This window comes from Streptomyces sp. NRRL S-244, from assembly GCF_000717915.1.
In the GTDB taxonomy this organism is placed as follows: Bacteria; Actinomycetota; Actinomycetes; order Streptomycetales; family Streptomycetaceae; genus Streptomyces.
In genome coordinates, this window is record NZ_JOCX01000017.1 from 47,207 (window position 1) to 63,029 (window position 15,823).

A 15,823-nucleotide genomic window follows, 5' to 3' on the forward strand; every position below is an offset into this window, starting at 1 on the left:
CGGCAAAGCAGCAGATCAGAACGGCCGGAACTCGTCGTACTCCTTCTGCGCCGAGTCCCCGCGCTGGGCTTCCTTGTCCTTGCGGCGGGTGGTGGCCGGACGCGGGGCGTCCAGACGGTGGTCCTCGCCGCGGCGGCCCAGCATCTCGGCGCCGGCCATCACGGTCGGCTCCCAGTCGAAGACGACCGCGTTGTCGTCGGAGCCGATGGCCACTCCGTCGCCGGCGCGGGCGCCGGCCTTCTTCAGCGCCTCCTCGACACCGAGGCGGTTGAGGCGGTCGGCCAGGTAGCCCACGGCCTCGTCGTTGTTGAAGTCGGTCTGGCGGACCCAGCGCTCCGGCTTCTCGCCGCGCACGGTGTAGACGTCCTCGACCTCGTCGTACGTGACGGTGAAGCCGGCGTCGTCCACGGCCTTCGGGCGGATGACGATGCGGGTCGCCTCCTCCTTCGGCTTGCGGGCGCGCGCCTTGGCGACGACCTCGGCGAGGAAGTACGAGAGTTCCTTGAGGCCCGTACGGGCGACCGCGGAGACCTCGAAGACCTTGTAGCCGCGGGCCTCCAGGTCCGGGCGGACCATGTCGGCGAGCTCCTGGCCGTCGGGGATGTCGACCTTGTTGAGGACGACGAGGCGCGGGCGCTTCTCCAGGCCGCCGCCGTAGATCTTGAGCTCTTCCTCGATCACGTCGAGGTCGGCCACCGGGTCGCGGTCGGACTCCAGGGTGGCGGTGTCCAGGACGTGCACGAGGACCGAGCAGCGCTCGACGTGGCGCAGGAACTCCAGGCCGAGGCCCTTGCCCTGGCTGGCGCCCGGGATGAGGCCCGGGACGTCGGCGATCGTGTAGACGGTCGAGCCGGCGGTGACGACGCCCAGGTTCGGGACGAGGGTGGTGAAGGGGTAGTCCGCGATCTTCGGCTTGGCCGCGGAGAGCACCGAGATCAGCGAGGACTTGCCGGCGCTCGGGAATCCGACGAGGGCCACGTCGGCGACGGTCTTGAGCTCCAGGGTGATGTCGCCGGTGGTGCCGGGGACGCCGAGCAGCGCGAAGCCGGGGGCCTTGCGGCGGGCGGAGGACAGCGCGGCGTTGCCGAGGCCGCCGCGGCCGCCCTCGGCGGCCACGTACGTGGTGCCCTGGCCGACGAGGTCGGCGAGGACGTTGCCCTCCTTGTCGAGGACGACGGTGCCGTCCGGCACGGGCAGGACCAGGTCCTGGCCGTCCTTGCCGGAGCGGTTGCCGCCCTCGCCGGGCTTGCCGTTGGTGGCCTTGCGGTGGGGGCTGTGGTGGTAGTCCAGCAGGGTGGTGATCGCCTGCTCCACCACCAGGATGACGTCGCCGCCACGGCCGCCGTTTCCGCCGTCGGGGCCGCCGAGCGGCTTGAACTTCTCCCGGTGAACGGAGGCGCAGCCGTGGCCCCCGTTACCCGCGGCGACATGCAGCTCGACGCGGTCCACGAAGGTGGTCATGGTTGTTCCTCCAGATACATACGGGAATGTCCCGGGCAGGCCTTGCTGCCCATTAAACGTGCCTAACCGTGCCTATGTGCCAACGCACCGAGGGCGGACCTCTCTTCCCGGCTTGCGCCGGAAAGAGCTGAGATCCGCCCTCGGGAAGTTACGTACCGCTGATCAGCAGGAGCTGGATCAGGCGGCCGGAACGATGTTGACGACCTTGCGGCCACGGTGCGTGCCGAACTGCACGGCACCGGCCTGCAGCGCGAACAGCGTGTCGTCGCCACCACGACCGACACCCGAGCCCGGGTGGAAGTGGGTGCCGCGCTGGCGGACGAGGATCTCGCCGGCGGAAACGACCTGACCGCCGAAGCGCTTCACGCCGAGCCGCTGAGCGTTGGAATCGCGCCCGTTCCGGGTGGACGATGCGCCCTTCTTGTGTGCCATGTCTCAGTCCCTCTTACTTCGCAGCCGTGGGGATACCGGTGACCTTGATCGCCGTGTACTGCTGGCGGTGACCCTGGCGACGGCGGTAGCCGGTCTTGTTCTTGTAGCGCAGGATGTCGATCTTGGCGCCCTTGTGGTGGTCCACGATCTCGGCCTGGACCTTGATCCCGGCCAGCACCCACGGGTCGCTGGTCACGGCGTCGCCGTCGACAACGAGCAGGGTCGAGAGCTCGACCGTGTCGCCAACCTTGGCAGTGGAAATCTTGTCAACCTCAACGATGTCACCAACAGCAACCTTGTGCTGGCGACCACCGCTGCGCACGATGGCGTACACGCGGATCTCTCTCTCACTCGGGACGGATGCTCCTGAAGCCAGCCGCTCAGGCAGACCCCTCTTGCGGGGGGACCGAACTGATCCGGATTGGACGAGCGGCCTCTCCTGCGGGCGGGGCCCGGCCGGAGGAAGGTGCTCAGGAGCGCGACGCGCACTAGACGTAACCATCTAGGACATGCCGACGGTCTAGGTTACGGGGCCGGTTCCGGAGGGTCAAACCGGGCCCCGCGCAGGCCGTGGGCCCCGCCTCCGGGCGGGGTCCACGGCCGTGCGGCGGATCAGGCTTCGGTCGGAGCCGAGACGGAGGGCAGCGACTGCTGCTCCGCCGCCGCGGTCTTCTTCGTCGCCCGCTTCGCCACGGTCTTCTTGGCCGTCGCCTTCTTCGCGACGGTCTTCTTGGCCGCCGTCGCCTTCTTGGCGGCGGTGGCCTTCTTCGCCGGGGCCTTCTTGGCGGCCGTCTTGCGGACCGCCTTCTTGGCCGCCGGGGCGGCCTCCTCGGCCTCGGGGGCCTCCACTGCCTCGGCCGGGGCCGGGGCGGCCTCGGGCTCGGCGGCGGGGGTCTCGACGACCAGGACGGCAGCCTCCGCCGCGCCGGCCGGGGAGCCGGCGGGTGCGGTGGCCTTACGGGTGGCACGGCGGCGGGGACGGGCCGGTGCGGCCTCGGCCGCGGGGGCCTCCTCGACCGGCGCCTCGGCGACGGGCTCGGCGACCGGGGCCTCCACGACGGCCTCGGGCTCCGGGGCGGGCTCCGGCTCGGCGGCGGCCTCGGCCACCGGGGCCGGGGCCGTGGCCTTGCGGGTGGCCCGGCGACGGGTCCGGCCCTTGGGCGCGGCCTCGACCGTCTCGGCGGCCTCCACGGCCTCCGCGACGACCTCGGCGGCCGGCTCCAGCACCGTGTCGGCCGGCTCGGTCACCGGCTCGGCCTCGACGACGGGCTCCGCCACGGCCTCGACCACGGGGGCCGGCGCCGGGGCGGCCGCACCGCGCGGGGCACCCGCCGGGGCGGTCGCCTTGCGGGTGGCACGGCGGCGGTTGCGACGGCCGCTCAGGCCGGCCGCGGCCTCCGCCTCCGCCGGGCTGCTGTAGAGCTCCTCGTCCGCGACGAACGCCGGCTCGGGCAGCGCCACGGGCGCCGCGAGCTCGGCGGCCACCTCGGCCTCGGTCTCGGTCTCGGCTTCGAGGACCTCGACGGTCTCGACCGTCTCGACGCCCTCAATCTCGTGGTCGTGCTCGTGGCCGCGGCCACCGCGACGCTTGGCGCGCTTGCCGTTGCCACCGCCGCCGACCGCGGTCGGCGTCTCCATGTGCACGATCACACCGCGCCCGTTGCAGTGGACGCAGGTCTCGGAGAAGGACTCCAGCAGACCCTGGCCCACCCGCTTGCGGGTCATCTGGACCAGGCCCAGCGAGGTCACCTCGGCGACCTGGTGCTTCGTACGGTCGCGGCCCAGGCACTCCAGCATCCGCCGCAGGACCAGGTCGCGGTTGGACTCCAGGACCATGTCGATGAAGTCGATGACGACGATGCCGCCGAGGTCGCGCAGCCGCAGCTGGCGCACGATCTCCTCGGCCGCCTCCAGGTTGTTCCTGGTGACGGTCTCTTCGAGGTTGCCGCCCTGACCGGTGAACTTGCCGGTGTTGACGTCGATGACGATCATCGCCTCGGTCTTGTCGATCACCAGGGAGCCGCCCGAGGGCAGCCACACCTTGCGGTCGAGCGCCTTGGCGAGCTGTTCGTCGATCCGGTACGTCGCGAAGACGTCGACCTCGGAGGTCCAGCGCGACAGCCGGTCGGCCAGGTCCGGGGCCACGTGGTTCACGTAGCCGTGGATGGTCTCCCAGGCGGTGTCACCGCTGACGATGACCTTCGAGAAGTCCTCGTTGAAGATGTCGCGCACGACGCGGACGGTCATGTCCGGCTCGCCGTACAGCAGGCTCGGCGAAGAGGTCGAGATCTGCTTCGACTTCTTCTGGATGTCCTCCCACTGGGCCTGCAGGCGCTCGACGTCGCGGCGCAGCTCGTCCTCGCTCGCACCCTCGGCGGCGGTGCGCACGATGACGCCCGCGTCCTCGGGGACGATCTTCTTGAGGATGGTCTTCAGGCGGGCGCGCTCGGTGTCGGGCAGCTTGCGGCTGATACCGGTCATCGAGCCCTCGGGCACGTAGACCAGGTAGCGGCCGGGCAGCGAGACCTGGCTGGTCAGGCGGGCGCCCTTGTGGCCGATCGGGTCCTTGGTGACCTGCACCAGGACCGACTGGCCGGACTTGAGGGCGGACTCGATGCGGCGCGGCCCGTTGGCCATGCCGAGCGCCTCGAAGTTGACCTCGCCGGCGTACAGGACCGCGTTGCGGCCCTTGCCGATGTCGATGAAGGCGGCCTCCATCGACGGCAGCACGTTCTGGACCTTGCCCAGGTAGACGTTGCCGACGTACGAGGTGGCTTCTTCCTTGTTGACGTAGTGCTCGACGAGCACGTTGTCCTCGAGGACGCCGATCTGGGTGCGCTCGCCGGCCTGGCGGACGACCATCACGCGCTCGACGGCCTCACGGCGGGCCAGGAACTCGGCCTCGGTGATGATCGGGACGCGGCGGCGGCCCTGCTCGCGGCCCTCGCGGCGGCGCTGCTTCTTCGCCTCCAGACGGGTCGAGCCCTTGATGGACTGCACCTCGTCGGACGGCTCGGCCTTCTCGCGCGCCGGGCGCGGCTCGCGGACCTTGACGACGGTGCGTACGCCGTCGTCCTCGCCCGCTTCGCCCTCGGCACCGCTGTCACCGCTGCGACGGCGACGGCGACGGCGGCGACGGCTGGAGCTGGAGCCCAGGGCCCCCGTCTCCTCGTCGTCCTCCTCGGCGGAGTCCTCTTCGTCTCCCGCCTCCTGCTCGGAGGCCTCGGCCTCGGCCTCTTCCTCGGCGGACTCGTCGAGATCGGCGGCCTCACCGCGGCGGCGGCGACGGCCACCGCGACGGCGGCGGCGCGACGGGCGCTCGCCCGACTCGTCGCCCTCTTCGAACTCGGCGTTCTCCTCGTCGAGCTCGGCGGCCTCGGCCTCGTCCTCGACGCGCTCCACGTCGGCCAGGGACACCGGCGCGGACTCGGCGACCGGGGCGGCCTCGACCGCACCGCGGCCGCGGCGACGGCGACGGCCGGCCGGCTGCGCGGCGGGGGCCTGGACGACCTCGGCCTCGGCCTCGAGCTCTTCCTCTTCCTCGACCTCTTCCGCCGCGACGGCTGCGGCGGCGGCCGCGGCGGCCATGGCGGCGGTCTCCGGGGTCTGGAACATCGGCTCGGCGAACACCGGAGCCTGGAACACGGCGACGGCGGGGCGCACGGCGCGACGGCCACGAGCCGGAGCGGCGGGCTCCTCCGCGGCGGGCTGCGCCGGCGCGGCGGCCGGGGCGGCGGACGCGGCGGAGCGGGTGGCGCGGCGGCGGCCGCCGCGCTTCGGGGAGTCCACGGCGTCGGCCACGGTGACGGTGGCCTTCGGCGCGGGCTCCTCCACGACGGCCTCGGCGGCGGGCGCCTCGGGAGCGGTCACGGCGCGGGTGGCACGGCGGCGGGCACGCGGCGCGGGAGCGGCGGCCTCCTCGGCAACCGGAACAACCGGAGCGGCCGGGGCAGCGGCCTCCACGACCTCGACGACGGCCTCGGCGGCGGCCGGAGCCTCCGGAGCGGCGACGGCGCGGGTCGCACGGCGGCGGGCACGCGGCGCCGGAGCAGCGGCCTCCTCGACAACCGGAGCGGCCGGGGCGGCGGCCTCCACGACGACCTCGGCCGCAGCGGCCGGGGTCTCCGGAGCGGCGACGGCGCGGGTCGCACGGCGGCGGGCACGAGGCGCCGGAGCAGCGGGCTCCTCGGCAACCGGGGCGGCCGGAGCGGCCGGAGCGGCCTCGGCGGCAGCGGCCGGGGTCTCGGGAGCGGCGACGGCGCGGGTGGCACGGCGGCGGGCACGCGGCGCGGGAGCGGCGGGCTCCTCGGCAACCGGAGCAGCAGCCGCAGCGGCCGGAGCAGCGGCCTCCACGACGGCCTCGGCGGCGGCCGGAGCCTCAGGGGCGGCCACGGCGCGGGTCGCGCGGCGGCGGGTACGGGCCGGGGCGGCGGCCGGAGCGGCCTCCTCGGCGGCGGGGGCGGCCGGAGCGGCCTCGGCCTCGGTCACCGCGGCGGGTGCGACGGCCGTCGCACCGGGCGGTCCGGCCGGTCGCGACGCGGCACGGCGACGCCTGCGCGGAGGCAGGTTGTCGCTCGGGCTGCCGCTGTCGGCGCCACCGGTGGTGTTGTTGGTTTCGTTGTTGAGCATGCGGGCGGTTCTCCCGTCACGCTCCCGGGCGCCGCGGCTGACTTCCGGTCCGGCACGGTTCCGCGCGATCAGCGCGGATCCGGCCTCCGGGGCGCGTTCGCCACACGGGAGCTCTGGTCCATGGCCGCCGGTTCCGTACGTCTTGTCCGTACGGCCTGGCGGAAGTCTTCAGGTCAGTGCGCGGCCCGACCCAGGTGGCTCCCGAGTGCCAGGGCTGCGCGACGACGACGATCCCTACGCGGCGGGACCTTCCGGCGCCTTCGCGTCGGCTGCTACGGCGGCCGTGGGTGGGGCGGCCGTGACAGCCTCGCGGTCGGGCGCGAGCGGGTCGGTCACCGTGCCGGACTCCTCGTCGAAGAGCCCCTGCGCCAGCCTGGTCACCGCTGCGGGGACCGGCGGCGCCAGGTCGGCCACAGCTTGGAGACCGGACAGGACGTCGTCGGGTCGCACGGCAGGTGTCAGATGCCGAACAACCAGCCGCAGTATCGCACAGGCATTGTCCGGCGTCCTATCAGCCGGTGCGGGAACCGCTTCGAGGCTGACCACGGCGGAGCGGGTGTCGAAGGTGCGCATGCCGTTCTTGGTGCGGCGCTGCACCTCCACCGCCTCGGCGGCGAGGAAGGCCTCGACCGCCCGCTGGGCGTCGGCGCCCTCCACGCCCTCCAGCCGCAGCTCCCACACGGAGGCGGTCAGCCGGTCGGCGAGCCCGGAGGTACGGGCCTCGACGGCCTCGGTGATGTCGAGCCCGAGCGGCATCGACTCGTCGAGCAGCTCGCGGAGCTTCTCCGGGTCGCGGGGCTCGGCGAGGGCGATCTCCAGGTACTCGGCCTCGCTGCCGGTGCCGGTCGGCGCTGCGTTCGCGTACGACACGCGGGGGTGCGGGGTGAAGCCGGCCGAGTACGCCATGGGCACCTCGGCGCGGCGCAGCGCCCGCTCGAACGCGCGCTGGAAGTCTCGGTGGCTGGTGAACCGGAGGCGGCCGCGCTTGGTGTAGCGCAGTCGGATGCGCTGCACCACCGGTGCGGGGGGCGGGCCTTCGGGCTGTCGCTTGCCCAGTGGTTCTTCTCCTTGTGCGGGGCTCCGCGGCTCGCGCGTCGCCCTGAGGTCCGGTGAGAGCCGGCGGCCACGCCGTGCCCTCCGGCTCACCCCTGCTGGTGCAGGGAGCGCTCGGGGGCGGGCGTGTCGGTCCCGGCTGTCTTACTACCCAGAGTACGCGCCTGTGACCTCGCCGGTTCCCGGCCGGGCTCCCCGAACAGCGCCCTTCGCACCTCGGCCCGGACCTCGCGGACGGTGGTGCGGATGCTGCGCCACACGTCGCGTACTACATGTCCGACGGGTGTCAGCACGTGCCGGTACACCTGCGCCGCGGGCCAGCCGACCAGTACCCAGCCGACCCACTTGAGCCCGCGCCACAGGGCTGCGGCGATCCGCCCGGCCACGTGCCAGGCCCAGAGGAGGACCTGCCCGAGCGGGGTGAGCACATATCGGTACAGGGCGACAGCCAGCCAGGCGAGGCCGAGCCCGACGGGCCGCAGCAGGTACCGGTACACCGCCACCACCAGCCATACGAGGCCCAGCCCAACCGGCCGCAGCAGGTACCGGTACACCGCGGCGGCCAGCCACGCGAGGCCGTGTCCGAGCGGGGTGAGCACGTACCGGTAGGCCGCCTCGACCAGCCGGGCGAGGCCGCGGCCGACGGGCGCGACCACGTACCGCCACAGTCCGACCCACGGCCATACGAACAGCAGCATGGCCAGGGCCCACGCGACCCACGCCACCCCCTTGCCGAGCGGGGCGAGCAGGTACCGCAGCCCGCCCCGGCCGGCCCAGGTCAGCGCTGCCCAGAGCGGTCGGAACACGTAGGCGCTCAGGACCCGCCCGACCGGTGCGAGCAGGTGCGCGTACGCGCCGCGGCCCAGCCATGCCAGACCCCGCCCCACCGGGGTGACCACGTACCGCCACAGTCCGACCCACGGCCAGACGAGGACCAGCTTGAGCAGGACGGCCAGCACCCGGCCGAGCACCCGCAGCGCCGGCTCGACGACGTGGACGTACAGCGGCCCGAGGACGTTCCGGTGCGCGGCCCGGCCCAGGGCGACGAGCAGTTCCCAGACCACTCGTACGGGCAGTATGACGAGTACTGCGACGATCTTGACGGGGATCCTGATGACCCCCACCAGGCATCCGTCGCCACCGCCGCCGGGAGGCCGTTCGTCCAGTTCCATGAAGTCAAGGACACGGCAGAGGCCCCCACCCGTTGCGGGCGGGGGCCTCTCGTGACCCAAGGGTTACTTCACCACCGTCAGGGGGAGGAGCTTCTTGCCGGTGGGGCCGATCTGGATGTGGGTGTCCATCTGGGGGCAGACGCCGCAGTCGAAGCACGGGGTCCAGCGGCAGTCGTCGACCTCGGTCTCGTCGAGGGCGTCCTGCCAGTCCTCCCAGAGCCAGTCCTTGTCGAGACCGGAGTCCAGGTGGTCCCAGGGCAGGACCTCCTCGTACGTGCGCTCGCGCGTGGTGTACCAGGCCACGTCCACGCCGTAGGCCGGCAGCGTCTTCTCCGCGGCCTGCATCCAGCGGTCGTACGAGAAGTGCTCGCGCCAGCCGTCGAAACGGCCGCCCGACTCGTACACGGCGCGGATGACGTCGCCGATGCGGCGGTCGCCGCGCGAGAGGAGGCCCTCGACGATGCCCGGCTTGCCGTCGTGGTAGCGGAAGCCGATCGAGCGGCCGTACTTCTTGTCACCGCGGATCTTGTCGCGCAGCTTCGCCAGGCGCGCGTCCGTCTCCTCGGCCGACAGCTGCGGCGCCCACTGGAAGGGGGTGTGCGGCTTCGGCACGAATCCGCCGATCGACACCGTGCAGCGGATGTCGTTCTGGCCGGAGACCTCGCGGCCCTTGGCGATGACGTTGACCGCCATGTCGCCGATCTGGAGCACGTCCTCGTCGGTCTCGGTCGGCAGGCCGCACATGAAGTACAGCTTCACCTGGCGCCAGCCGTTGCCGTACGCGGTGGCCACCGTCCGGATCAGGTCCTCTTCCGAGACCATCTTGTTGATGACCTTGCGCATGCGCTCGGAGCCGCCCTCGGGGGCGAAGGTCAGACCGGAGCGGCGCCCGTTGCGGGTCAGCTCGTTCGCCAGGTCCACGTTGAACGCGTCCACGCGGGTCGACGGCAGGGACAGGCCCACCTTGTCGTCCGTGTAGCGGTCCGCGAGGCCCTTGGCGATCTCGGCGATCTCGGTGTGGTCCGCGGAGGACAGCGAGAGGAGGCCGACCTCCTCGAAGCCCGTCGCCTTGAGGCCCTTCTCCACCATCTCGCCGATGCCGGTGATGCTTCGCTCCCGCACGGGGCGCGTGATCATGCCGGCCTGGCAGAAACGGCAGCCGCGGGTGCAGCCGCGGAAGATCTCGACGGACATCCGCTCGTGGACGGTCTCGGCGAGCGGGACCAGCGGCTGCTTCGGGTACGGCCACTCGTCGAGGTCCATGACCGTGTGCTTGGACACGCGGTACGGGACGCCCGACTTGTTCGGCGCGACGCGCGCGATGCGCCCGTCGGGCAGGTAGTCGACGTCGTAGAAGCCCGGCACGTAGACCTGGCCGGTCTTGGCCAGGCGCAGGAGGACCTCCTCGCGCCCGCCCGGTCGGCCCTCGGCCTTCCACGTGCGGATGATCTCGGTCATGTCGAGGACGGCCTGCTCGCCGTCGCCGATGACCGCGCAGTCGATGAACTCCGCGATCGGCTCGGGGTTGAAGGCAGCGTGGCCGCCCGCGAGGACGATGGGGTGGTCGACCGTACGGTTCCTGGCCTCCAGCGGGATGCCCGCCAGGTCCAGCGCCGTGAGCATGTTGGTGTAGCCCAGCTCCGTGGAGAAGGACAGGCCGAACACGTCGAAGGCGCCCACGGGGCGGTGGCTGTCCACGGTGAACTGCGGCACCTTGTGCTCGCGCATCAGTTCTTCGAGGTCCGGCCACACGCTGTAGGTGCGCTCCGCGAGCACGCCCTCGCGCTCGTTCAGCACCTCGTACAGGATCATGACGCCCTGGTTGGGCAGCCCGACCTCGTACGCGTCCGGGTACATGAGCGCCCAGCGGACGTCACACGAATCCCACGGCTTGACGGTGGAGTTGAGTTCACCGCCGACGTACTGGATGGGCTTCTGCACATGCGGGAGCAGAGCTTCGAGCTGTGGGAAGACCGACTCGGACATCACGCGACTTTCGTGAAGCTGGCAGGGGGCGACTCTCAAGCGTAACCCGAGGCGCAGCCGCCTCCTGCCGCCGTGATCGCCGCCTAGGGGCCGAGCTCCGCCCGGAGCACGGGGTACGCGGCTTGCCCCCATACGTCCGGAAGCTCCCGCTCACGCTGTGCGGCCAGGGCTTCCTCACGGGCGTAGAGCACGCCCCAGGTGAAAGCGGACTCCCCGGCTCCGGCCGCCTGGACCCCGAGACCGCGCAGGGCCTCGCGGGCGACGACGCTGTCCTGGTGGTCACCGAGCAGGCTCTGGACCGATTTCATGGCCTTGGCCAGCTGTTTTGCCGGTTTGCCGAGCTCGGGGGTGGCCGCCTCCGCCGCGTAGCGGGCGCGTTTGGCGGCCTTGCGGGCCTCGTGGAGGGCCAGGTCGCGGGGTTCGCCCGGGTCCAGGTCGAGGGCGCCGGCGACCCGGGTGGCGAGCCGTTCGTAGTCCTTGAGGACGGCCTTGGGCAGGGCCCGGGCGGCCGGCTTGGCCGCGCCGGGGAGCAGGGGCGGGTCGGCCAGCAGTGCGTCGACGGCGTCGAGCAGGGCCGCGTACCGCTTGGCGTCGAGGGCGGCGAGCGTGCGGCGCCGGGTCGCCGAGCGGCGGGCGTTGTTCCACGTCCGCAGGCGGCCGCGGACGGGCCCGACCACGAGGGTGCGGGGGAGCTCGCTGACCTGGGCCTGGATGCGGTCGAAGAGGACTTCCTGGTCCCGGTCGAGGCCGAGCTCGGCGGCCAGCCAGCGCAGCTCCTCGCCGAGCGGGTCGGTGGCGGCGCGGTCGAGGACCTTGCGGTACGTCTTGAAGGCGCTGCGCATCCGGCGGCAGGCGATCCGCATCTGGTGGACGGAGTCGGGCAGGCCGCGCCGGACGGCGGGGTCCTGGGCGACGAGCGCGTCGCGCTGTTCGCGCAGGTACGAGAGGACCAGCGCGCCCGCGGTGCCCTCGGCTGCGGCGGGCCCGGGCCGGGCCGGCGGCGCGGTGCCCGTCTCGGTGAGGGCGCGGGCGAGTTTGGAGGGGGCGGCGGAGACCTTGAGCCCCGCTTTGCCGAACTTCTTCTCGACGGCGTCGAGGAGCGCGGGGTCGACGCCGTCGGCGAGTTCGACCTCGACCTCGGTCCAGGCCGCGGCGGCCTCGTCCCGTTCGGCGCGGACGGCGTCGGTGGAGAGCTCCGCGAGGAGGGCGCCCTCCGCGTCGAGGAGGTGGGTCACGCGGCGCGAGGAGACCAGGCGGACCTGGGGTTCCAGGGCGAGGTCGCGGACCCGGGAGCGGACGAGGGCGGCGAGGGCGCGCGGGACGGTGTCGCTGAGGGGGGCGGTGACCTCGTCGCGAACGCCCGGGGAGACGGGCAGTTTGAGGTGCCAGCCGGCGTCCGCGCCGCCGGTGCGCCGCCGGAGGGTGAGGCCGTCGGCGGCGAGCCGCTGGTCGGGGGTGTCGTAGTAGACCGCGTCGAGGTCGACGGTGCCCTGGTCGGCGACGGCCGCGATCGCGGCCGTGCCGGTCAGGTCCGGTACTCCGCGGCGCGCGGCCTTGCTCGTCGTGAACTCGAATTTGCGCTCGATCTCGCGTTTCGTGTCCGCCATGCATTGAACTTAGTCCTGAACGGATCACCACGGCAGGGTGAACGGAGAATCGACGGCGGAACCGGCCGAAGATCGGCCCCGCTAGGCCGACATCGGCCGTTGCACCCTGATCGACTGCAGCAGTCCGACCGCCACCCACACCGCGAACATGGACGAGCCTCCGTAGGAGACGAACGGCAGTGGGAGCCCCGCCACCGGCATGATCCCGAGGGTCATCCCGATGTTCTCGAAGGCCTGGAAGGCGAACCAGGCGATGATCCCGGCGCACACGATCGTCCCGTACAGCTCGGTGGTCTCCCGGGCGATCATGCAGGCCCGCCAGAGGATGATGCCGAGCAGGACCAGGATCAGCCCGGCGCCGAGGAAGCCCAGCTCCTCCCCCGCCACCGTGAAGACGAAGTCGGTCTGCTGCTCGGGCACGAACTGCCCGGTGGTCTGCGAGCCCTTGAAGAGCCCGGAGCCGGTCAGTCCGCCCGAGCCGATCGCGATCCGCGCCTGGTTGGTGTTGTAGCCGACGCCGGCGGGGTCGAGCTCGGGGTTGGCGAAGGCCGCGAAGCGGTTGATCTGGTACTCGTCGAGCACGCCGAGCTGCCAGATCAGGACGGCCCCGGCCGCCCCGGAGCCCATCAGCCCCACCACCCACCGGTTGGAGGCGCCGGAGGCGAGCAGGACGCCGAGCACGATGACGACCATGACCATGACGGAGCCGAGGTCGGGCATCAGCATGACGATGCCCATCGGCGCGGCGGCCAGGCACAGCGCCTTGACCACGGTGCGGTGGTCGGGGTGGACGAGGTCGCCCGCGTCCACCCGGGTGGCCAGAAGCATGGCCATGACCAGGATGATCGTGATCTTCACGAACTCCGAGGGCTGGAGCGAGAACCCGCCGCCGATCACGATCCACGCGTGGGCGCCGTTGATGGTGGCGCCGAGCGGGGTGAGCACGGCCAGGATCAGCACCAGGGAGAGCCCGTACAGGACCGGCACGGCGCCGCGCAGGGTGCGGTGGCCGAGCCAGACGGTGCCGATCATCAGCACGAGGCCGATGCCGGTGTTCAGGGCGTGCCGGACCAGGAAGTAGTACGGGTCGCCCTGGTTGAGCTGGGTGCGGTTGCGGGTCGCCGACCACACCAGCAGGGCGCCGATGAAGGACAGGGCGAGCGCCGAGAGGAGTATCGGCCAGTCGAGCCGGCGCAGCACCGAGTCGCGCGAGGTCAGCTTGGCCATCGCGCCGCGCTCGGGCGCGTACCGGGATACGGAGAACTTGTTGGCGGTCTGCATGTCGGTTTCGGTCCTCAGTCTGGCCGTGCGGGGGACGCGGCGGGCGGCCCGGCGAGCGCGGGGGCCGGCTCCTCCGGCGACGGTGGCACGTACGGCCGGATCTCGGGGGATTCGATGGAGCCGTCGGGGTCGATCTTGGGCAGTTTGGTCTCCGGTCCCAGCAGCAGGGCCTTCTTCAGGTCCTGCTTGCCCTCCATGTCGAGACCGTAGATGGCGTTGTAGAGGTTGCGGACCGCGGGGCCGGAGGCTCCGGAGCCGGTGCCGCCCTGGGAGATCGTCATGACGATCGTGAAGTCCTTGGTGTAGGTCGCCAGCCAGGACGTGGTCTGCTTGCCGTACACCTGGGCGGTGCCGGTCTTGGCGTGCATCGGGATCTTGTCCATCGGCCAGCCGATGAACCGCCAGGCGGCGGTGCCGCCCGGCTCGGCGACCGAGCGCAGGCCCTTGTCGAGGTCGCCGATGGTCTTGGCGTCGACCGGCAGCCTGCCGTGGGACTGCGGCTTGACCATCTCGATGCGCTTGCCGTCAGGACTGATCAGGGCCTTGCCGACCGTGGGGTCGTAAAGGGTGCCTCCGTTGCTGATCGCGGAGTAGATGGTGGCCATCTGGATGGGGGTGACGAGTACGTCGCCCTGCCCGATGGCGAAGTTGATGCTGTCGTAGGCCTTCAGCTGATTGCCTTCGAGGCAGCTCTCGTAGGCAATCTGCTCGACGTAGGTACCGCCCTTCTTGCCCTGCTTGCACCAGGAGTCCTTGTTGGCTTTCCAGAAGCTCTGCTTCCACCTGCGGTCGGGGATACGTCCGGTGACCTCGTTCGGCAGGTCGATGTGGGTCTCGGCGCCGAGTCCGAACTCCCGGGCGGTCCGGTAGAACCAGTCGTGGGCGTCTTTCTTCGGCTTGAGGCCGCCGTCGCGCTGCCACTCCTTGTGCCCGAGGGCGTAGAAGACGGTGTTGCAGGAGAACTTGAGAGCTTCGCCCAGGGTGATGGGGCCGTGCCCCTTGGACTCGAAGTTCGCGAAGCTCCGGCCGCCCATGTTGTAGGAAGCGCTGCAGTTGTACTTGCCGTCGAAGTCATAGCCGGCCCGCACGGCCGCGCTCGCCGACACCACCTTGAAGATGGAGCCGGCGGGGGCCTGGCCCTGGATGGCCCGGTTCAGCAGCGGGTAGTTGGAGTTCTTGCTGGTGAGCCTGGCGTAGTCCTTGCCGGAGATACCGCCGACCCAGGCGTTGGGGTCGTAGTCGGGCTGGGAGGCCATCGCGACGACCCGGCCGGTCTTGGCCTCCATGACGACGACGGCGCCCGAGTCGGCCTCGTACTTGCGGCCGGTGATGTTGTCGGTCTCGTTGCGGACGGTCTTCATCGCCTGCTGGAGCTCGTACTCGGCGACGGCCTGGACCCGCGCGTCGATGCTGGTGATGAGGGTGGCCCCGGCCACGCCCGGGTCGGACTTGGTCTGGTCCATGACCCGGCCGAGGTTGTCGACTTCGTACGAGGTGACTTCCGCCTTGCCTCGCAACTGCTTGTCATAGGTGCGTTCGATCCCGGAGCGGCCGACCTGATCGGAGCGCAGATGCGGCGAGTCGGTGTCTTTGGCCTTCTGGATCTCGTCGTCGGTGACCGGTGAGAGGTAGCCGAGCACCTGCGCGGTGCGGGCCCCGCCGGGGGCCGGGTAGCGGCGGACGGCGGTGGGCTCCGCGGTGATGCCGGGGAACTCCTCGGGGCGTTCGCGCAGCTGCAGCGCCTGCTGCGTGGTGGCTTCGAGGGTGACCGGAATCGGCTGGTACGGGGAACCGTTCCAGCAGGGCGCGGGGGTCTGGGAGTCGCAGAGCCGGACCTTCTCCATGACCTCCTTGGGGCTCATGTCCAGGACGTCGGCGAGGCGGGTCATGACGTCCTTGCCCTTGTCCTTCATCTTCATGAGCTTGGTGCGGCTGGCGGAGACGACCAGGCGGGTCTCGTTGTCGGCGAGCGGGACCCCGCGGGCGTCGAGGATCGAACCGCGCACTGCCGGCTGGACGACCCGCTGGACGTGGTTGCTCTTCGCCTCGTGGTAATACTCCGCGCCGTCGCGGATCTGGAGGAACCAGAGCCGGCCGCCGAGGGTGAACAGCGTCGAGAAGACGAGGACCTGGATCATCATCAGCCGGATCTGCACGCGGGGGGTGCGACCGGTCTCCGGAACATTGGTCACGTCTGCTCCT

General features: G+C 71.7%; 10 protein-coding genes. All 10 read right to left on the minus strand.

Annotation, left to right across the window (positions count from 1 at the left end; translation table 11 throughout):
- Positions 1 to 15: 15 nt before the first annotated feature.
- The gene (obgE, locus tag IF02_RS0121555; RefSeq protein ID WP_030159344.1) at positions 16 to 1,461 is read right to left on the minus strand and encodes a GTPase ObgE; all 1,446 of its coding nucleotides are present in this window, start codon (positions 1,459 to 1,461) and stop codon (positions 16 to 18) included.
- Positions 1,462 to 1,638: 177 nt separating this feature from the next.
- Positions 1,639 to 1,893: a 50S ribosomal protein L27 gene (gene rpmA, locus IF02_RS0121560; RefSeq protein WP_030027134.1), complete on the minus strand. Its 255-nt coding sequence runs from the start codon at positions 1,891 to 1,893 to the stop codon at positions 1,639 to 1,641.
- Between the two features lie 13 nt (positions 1,894 to 1,906).
- A complete protein-coding gene (rplU, locus tag IF02_RS0121565; RefSeq protein WP_030159347.1) occupies positions 1,907 to 2,227 on the minus strand; it encodes a 50S ribosomal protein L21 in 321 nt (106 codons plus the stop codon).
- 278 nt (positions 2,228 to 2,505) lie between these two features.
- Positions 2,506 to 6,522, minus strand: a complete 4,017-nt coding sequence (locus tag IF02_RS0121570; protein ID WP_030159349.1) for an Rne/Rng family ribonuclease — start codon at positions 6,520 to 6,522, stop codon at positions 2,506 to 2,508.
- A 234-nt stretch (positions 6,523 to 6,756) separates the two neighbouring features.
- Positions 6,757 to 7,536 carry a TIGR03936 family radical SAM-associated protein gene (locus IF02_RS0121575; RefSeq protein ID WP_030159350.1) on the minus strand — a complete coding sequence of 260 codons (780 nt, stop codon included), beginning with the start codon at positions 7,534 to 7,536 and terminating at the stop codon, positions 6,757 to 6,759.
- A gap of 128 nt (positions 7,537 to 7,664) precedes the next feature.
- Positions 7,665 to 8,747, minus strand: coding sequence for a hypothetical protein (locus IF02_RS0121580; protein ID WP_051696429.1), 1,083 nt, complete (start codon positions 8,745 to 8,747; stop codon positions 7,665 to 7,667).
- 63 nt (positions 8,748 to 8,810) lie between these two features.
- The gene (locus tag IF02_RS0121585; protein WP_030159354.1) at positions 8,811 to 10,736 is read right to left on the minus strand and encodes a TIGR03960 family B12-binding radical SAM protein; all 1,926 of its coding nucleotides are present in this window, start codon (positions 10,734 to 10,736) and stop codon (positions 8,811 to 8,813) included.
- An 80-nt stretch (positions 10,737 to 10,816) separates the two neighbouring features.
- On the minus strand, positions 10,817 to 12,340 hold the full coding sequence (locus IF02_RS0121590) for a CYTH and CHAD domain-containing protein (protein ID WP_030159355.1): 1,524 nt from the start codon (positions 12,338 to 12,340) through the stop codon (positions 10,817 to 10,819).
- 81 nt (positions 12,341 to 12,421) lie between these two features.
- Complete coding sequence (gene rodA, locus IF02_RS0121595; protein ID WP_030159357.1) at positions 12,422 to 13,621, minus strand: rod shape-determining protein RodA; 1,200 nt, start codon at positions 13,619 to 13,621, stop codon at positions 12,422 to 12,424.
- 14 nt (positions 13,622 to 13,635) lie between these two features.
- On the minus strand, positions 13,636 to 15,813 hold the full coding sequence (gene mrdA / locus IF02_RS0121600; protein WP_030159359.1) for a penicillin-binding protein 2: 2,178 nt from the start codon (positions 15,811 to 15,813) through the stop codon (positions 13,636 to 13,638).
- Between the last annotated feature and the right edge of the window lie 10 nt (positions 15,814 to 15,823).

Coding starts and splice junctions, on each gene's coding strand:
- rodA (WP_030159357.1), bottom strand. CDS start 13,621: ATGCAGACCGCCAACAAGTTCTCCGTATCCCGGTACGCGCCCGAGCGC.
- IF02_RS0121580 (WP_051696429.1), bottom strand. CDS start 8,747: ATGGAACTGGACGAACGGCCTCCCGGCGGCGGTGGCGACGGATGCCTG.
- IF02_RS0121570 (WP_030159349.1), bottom strand. CDS start 6,522: ATGCTCAACAACGAAACCAACAACACCACCGGTGGCGCCGACAGCGGC.
- IF02_RS0121590 (WP_030159355.1), bottom strand. CDS start 12,340: ATGGCGGACACGAAACGCGAGATCGAGCGCAAATTCGAGTTCACGACG.
- obgE (WP_030159344.1), bottom strand. CDS start 1,461: ATGACCACCTTCGTGGACCGCGTCGAGCTGCATGTCGCCGCGGGTAAC.
- rpmA (WP_030027134.1), bottom strand. CDS start 1,893: ATGGCACACAAGAAGGGCGCATCGTCCACCCGGAACGGGCGCGATTCC.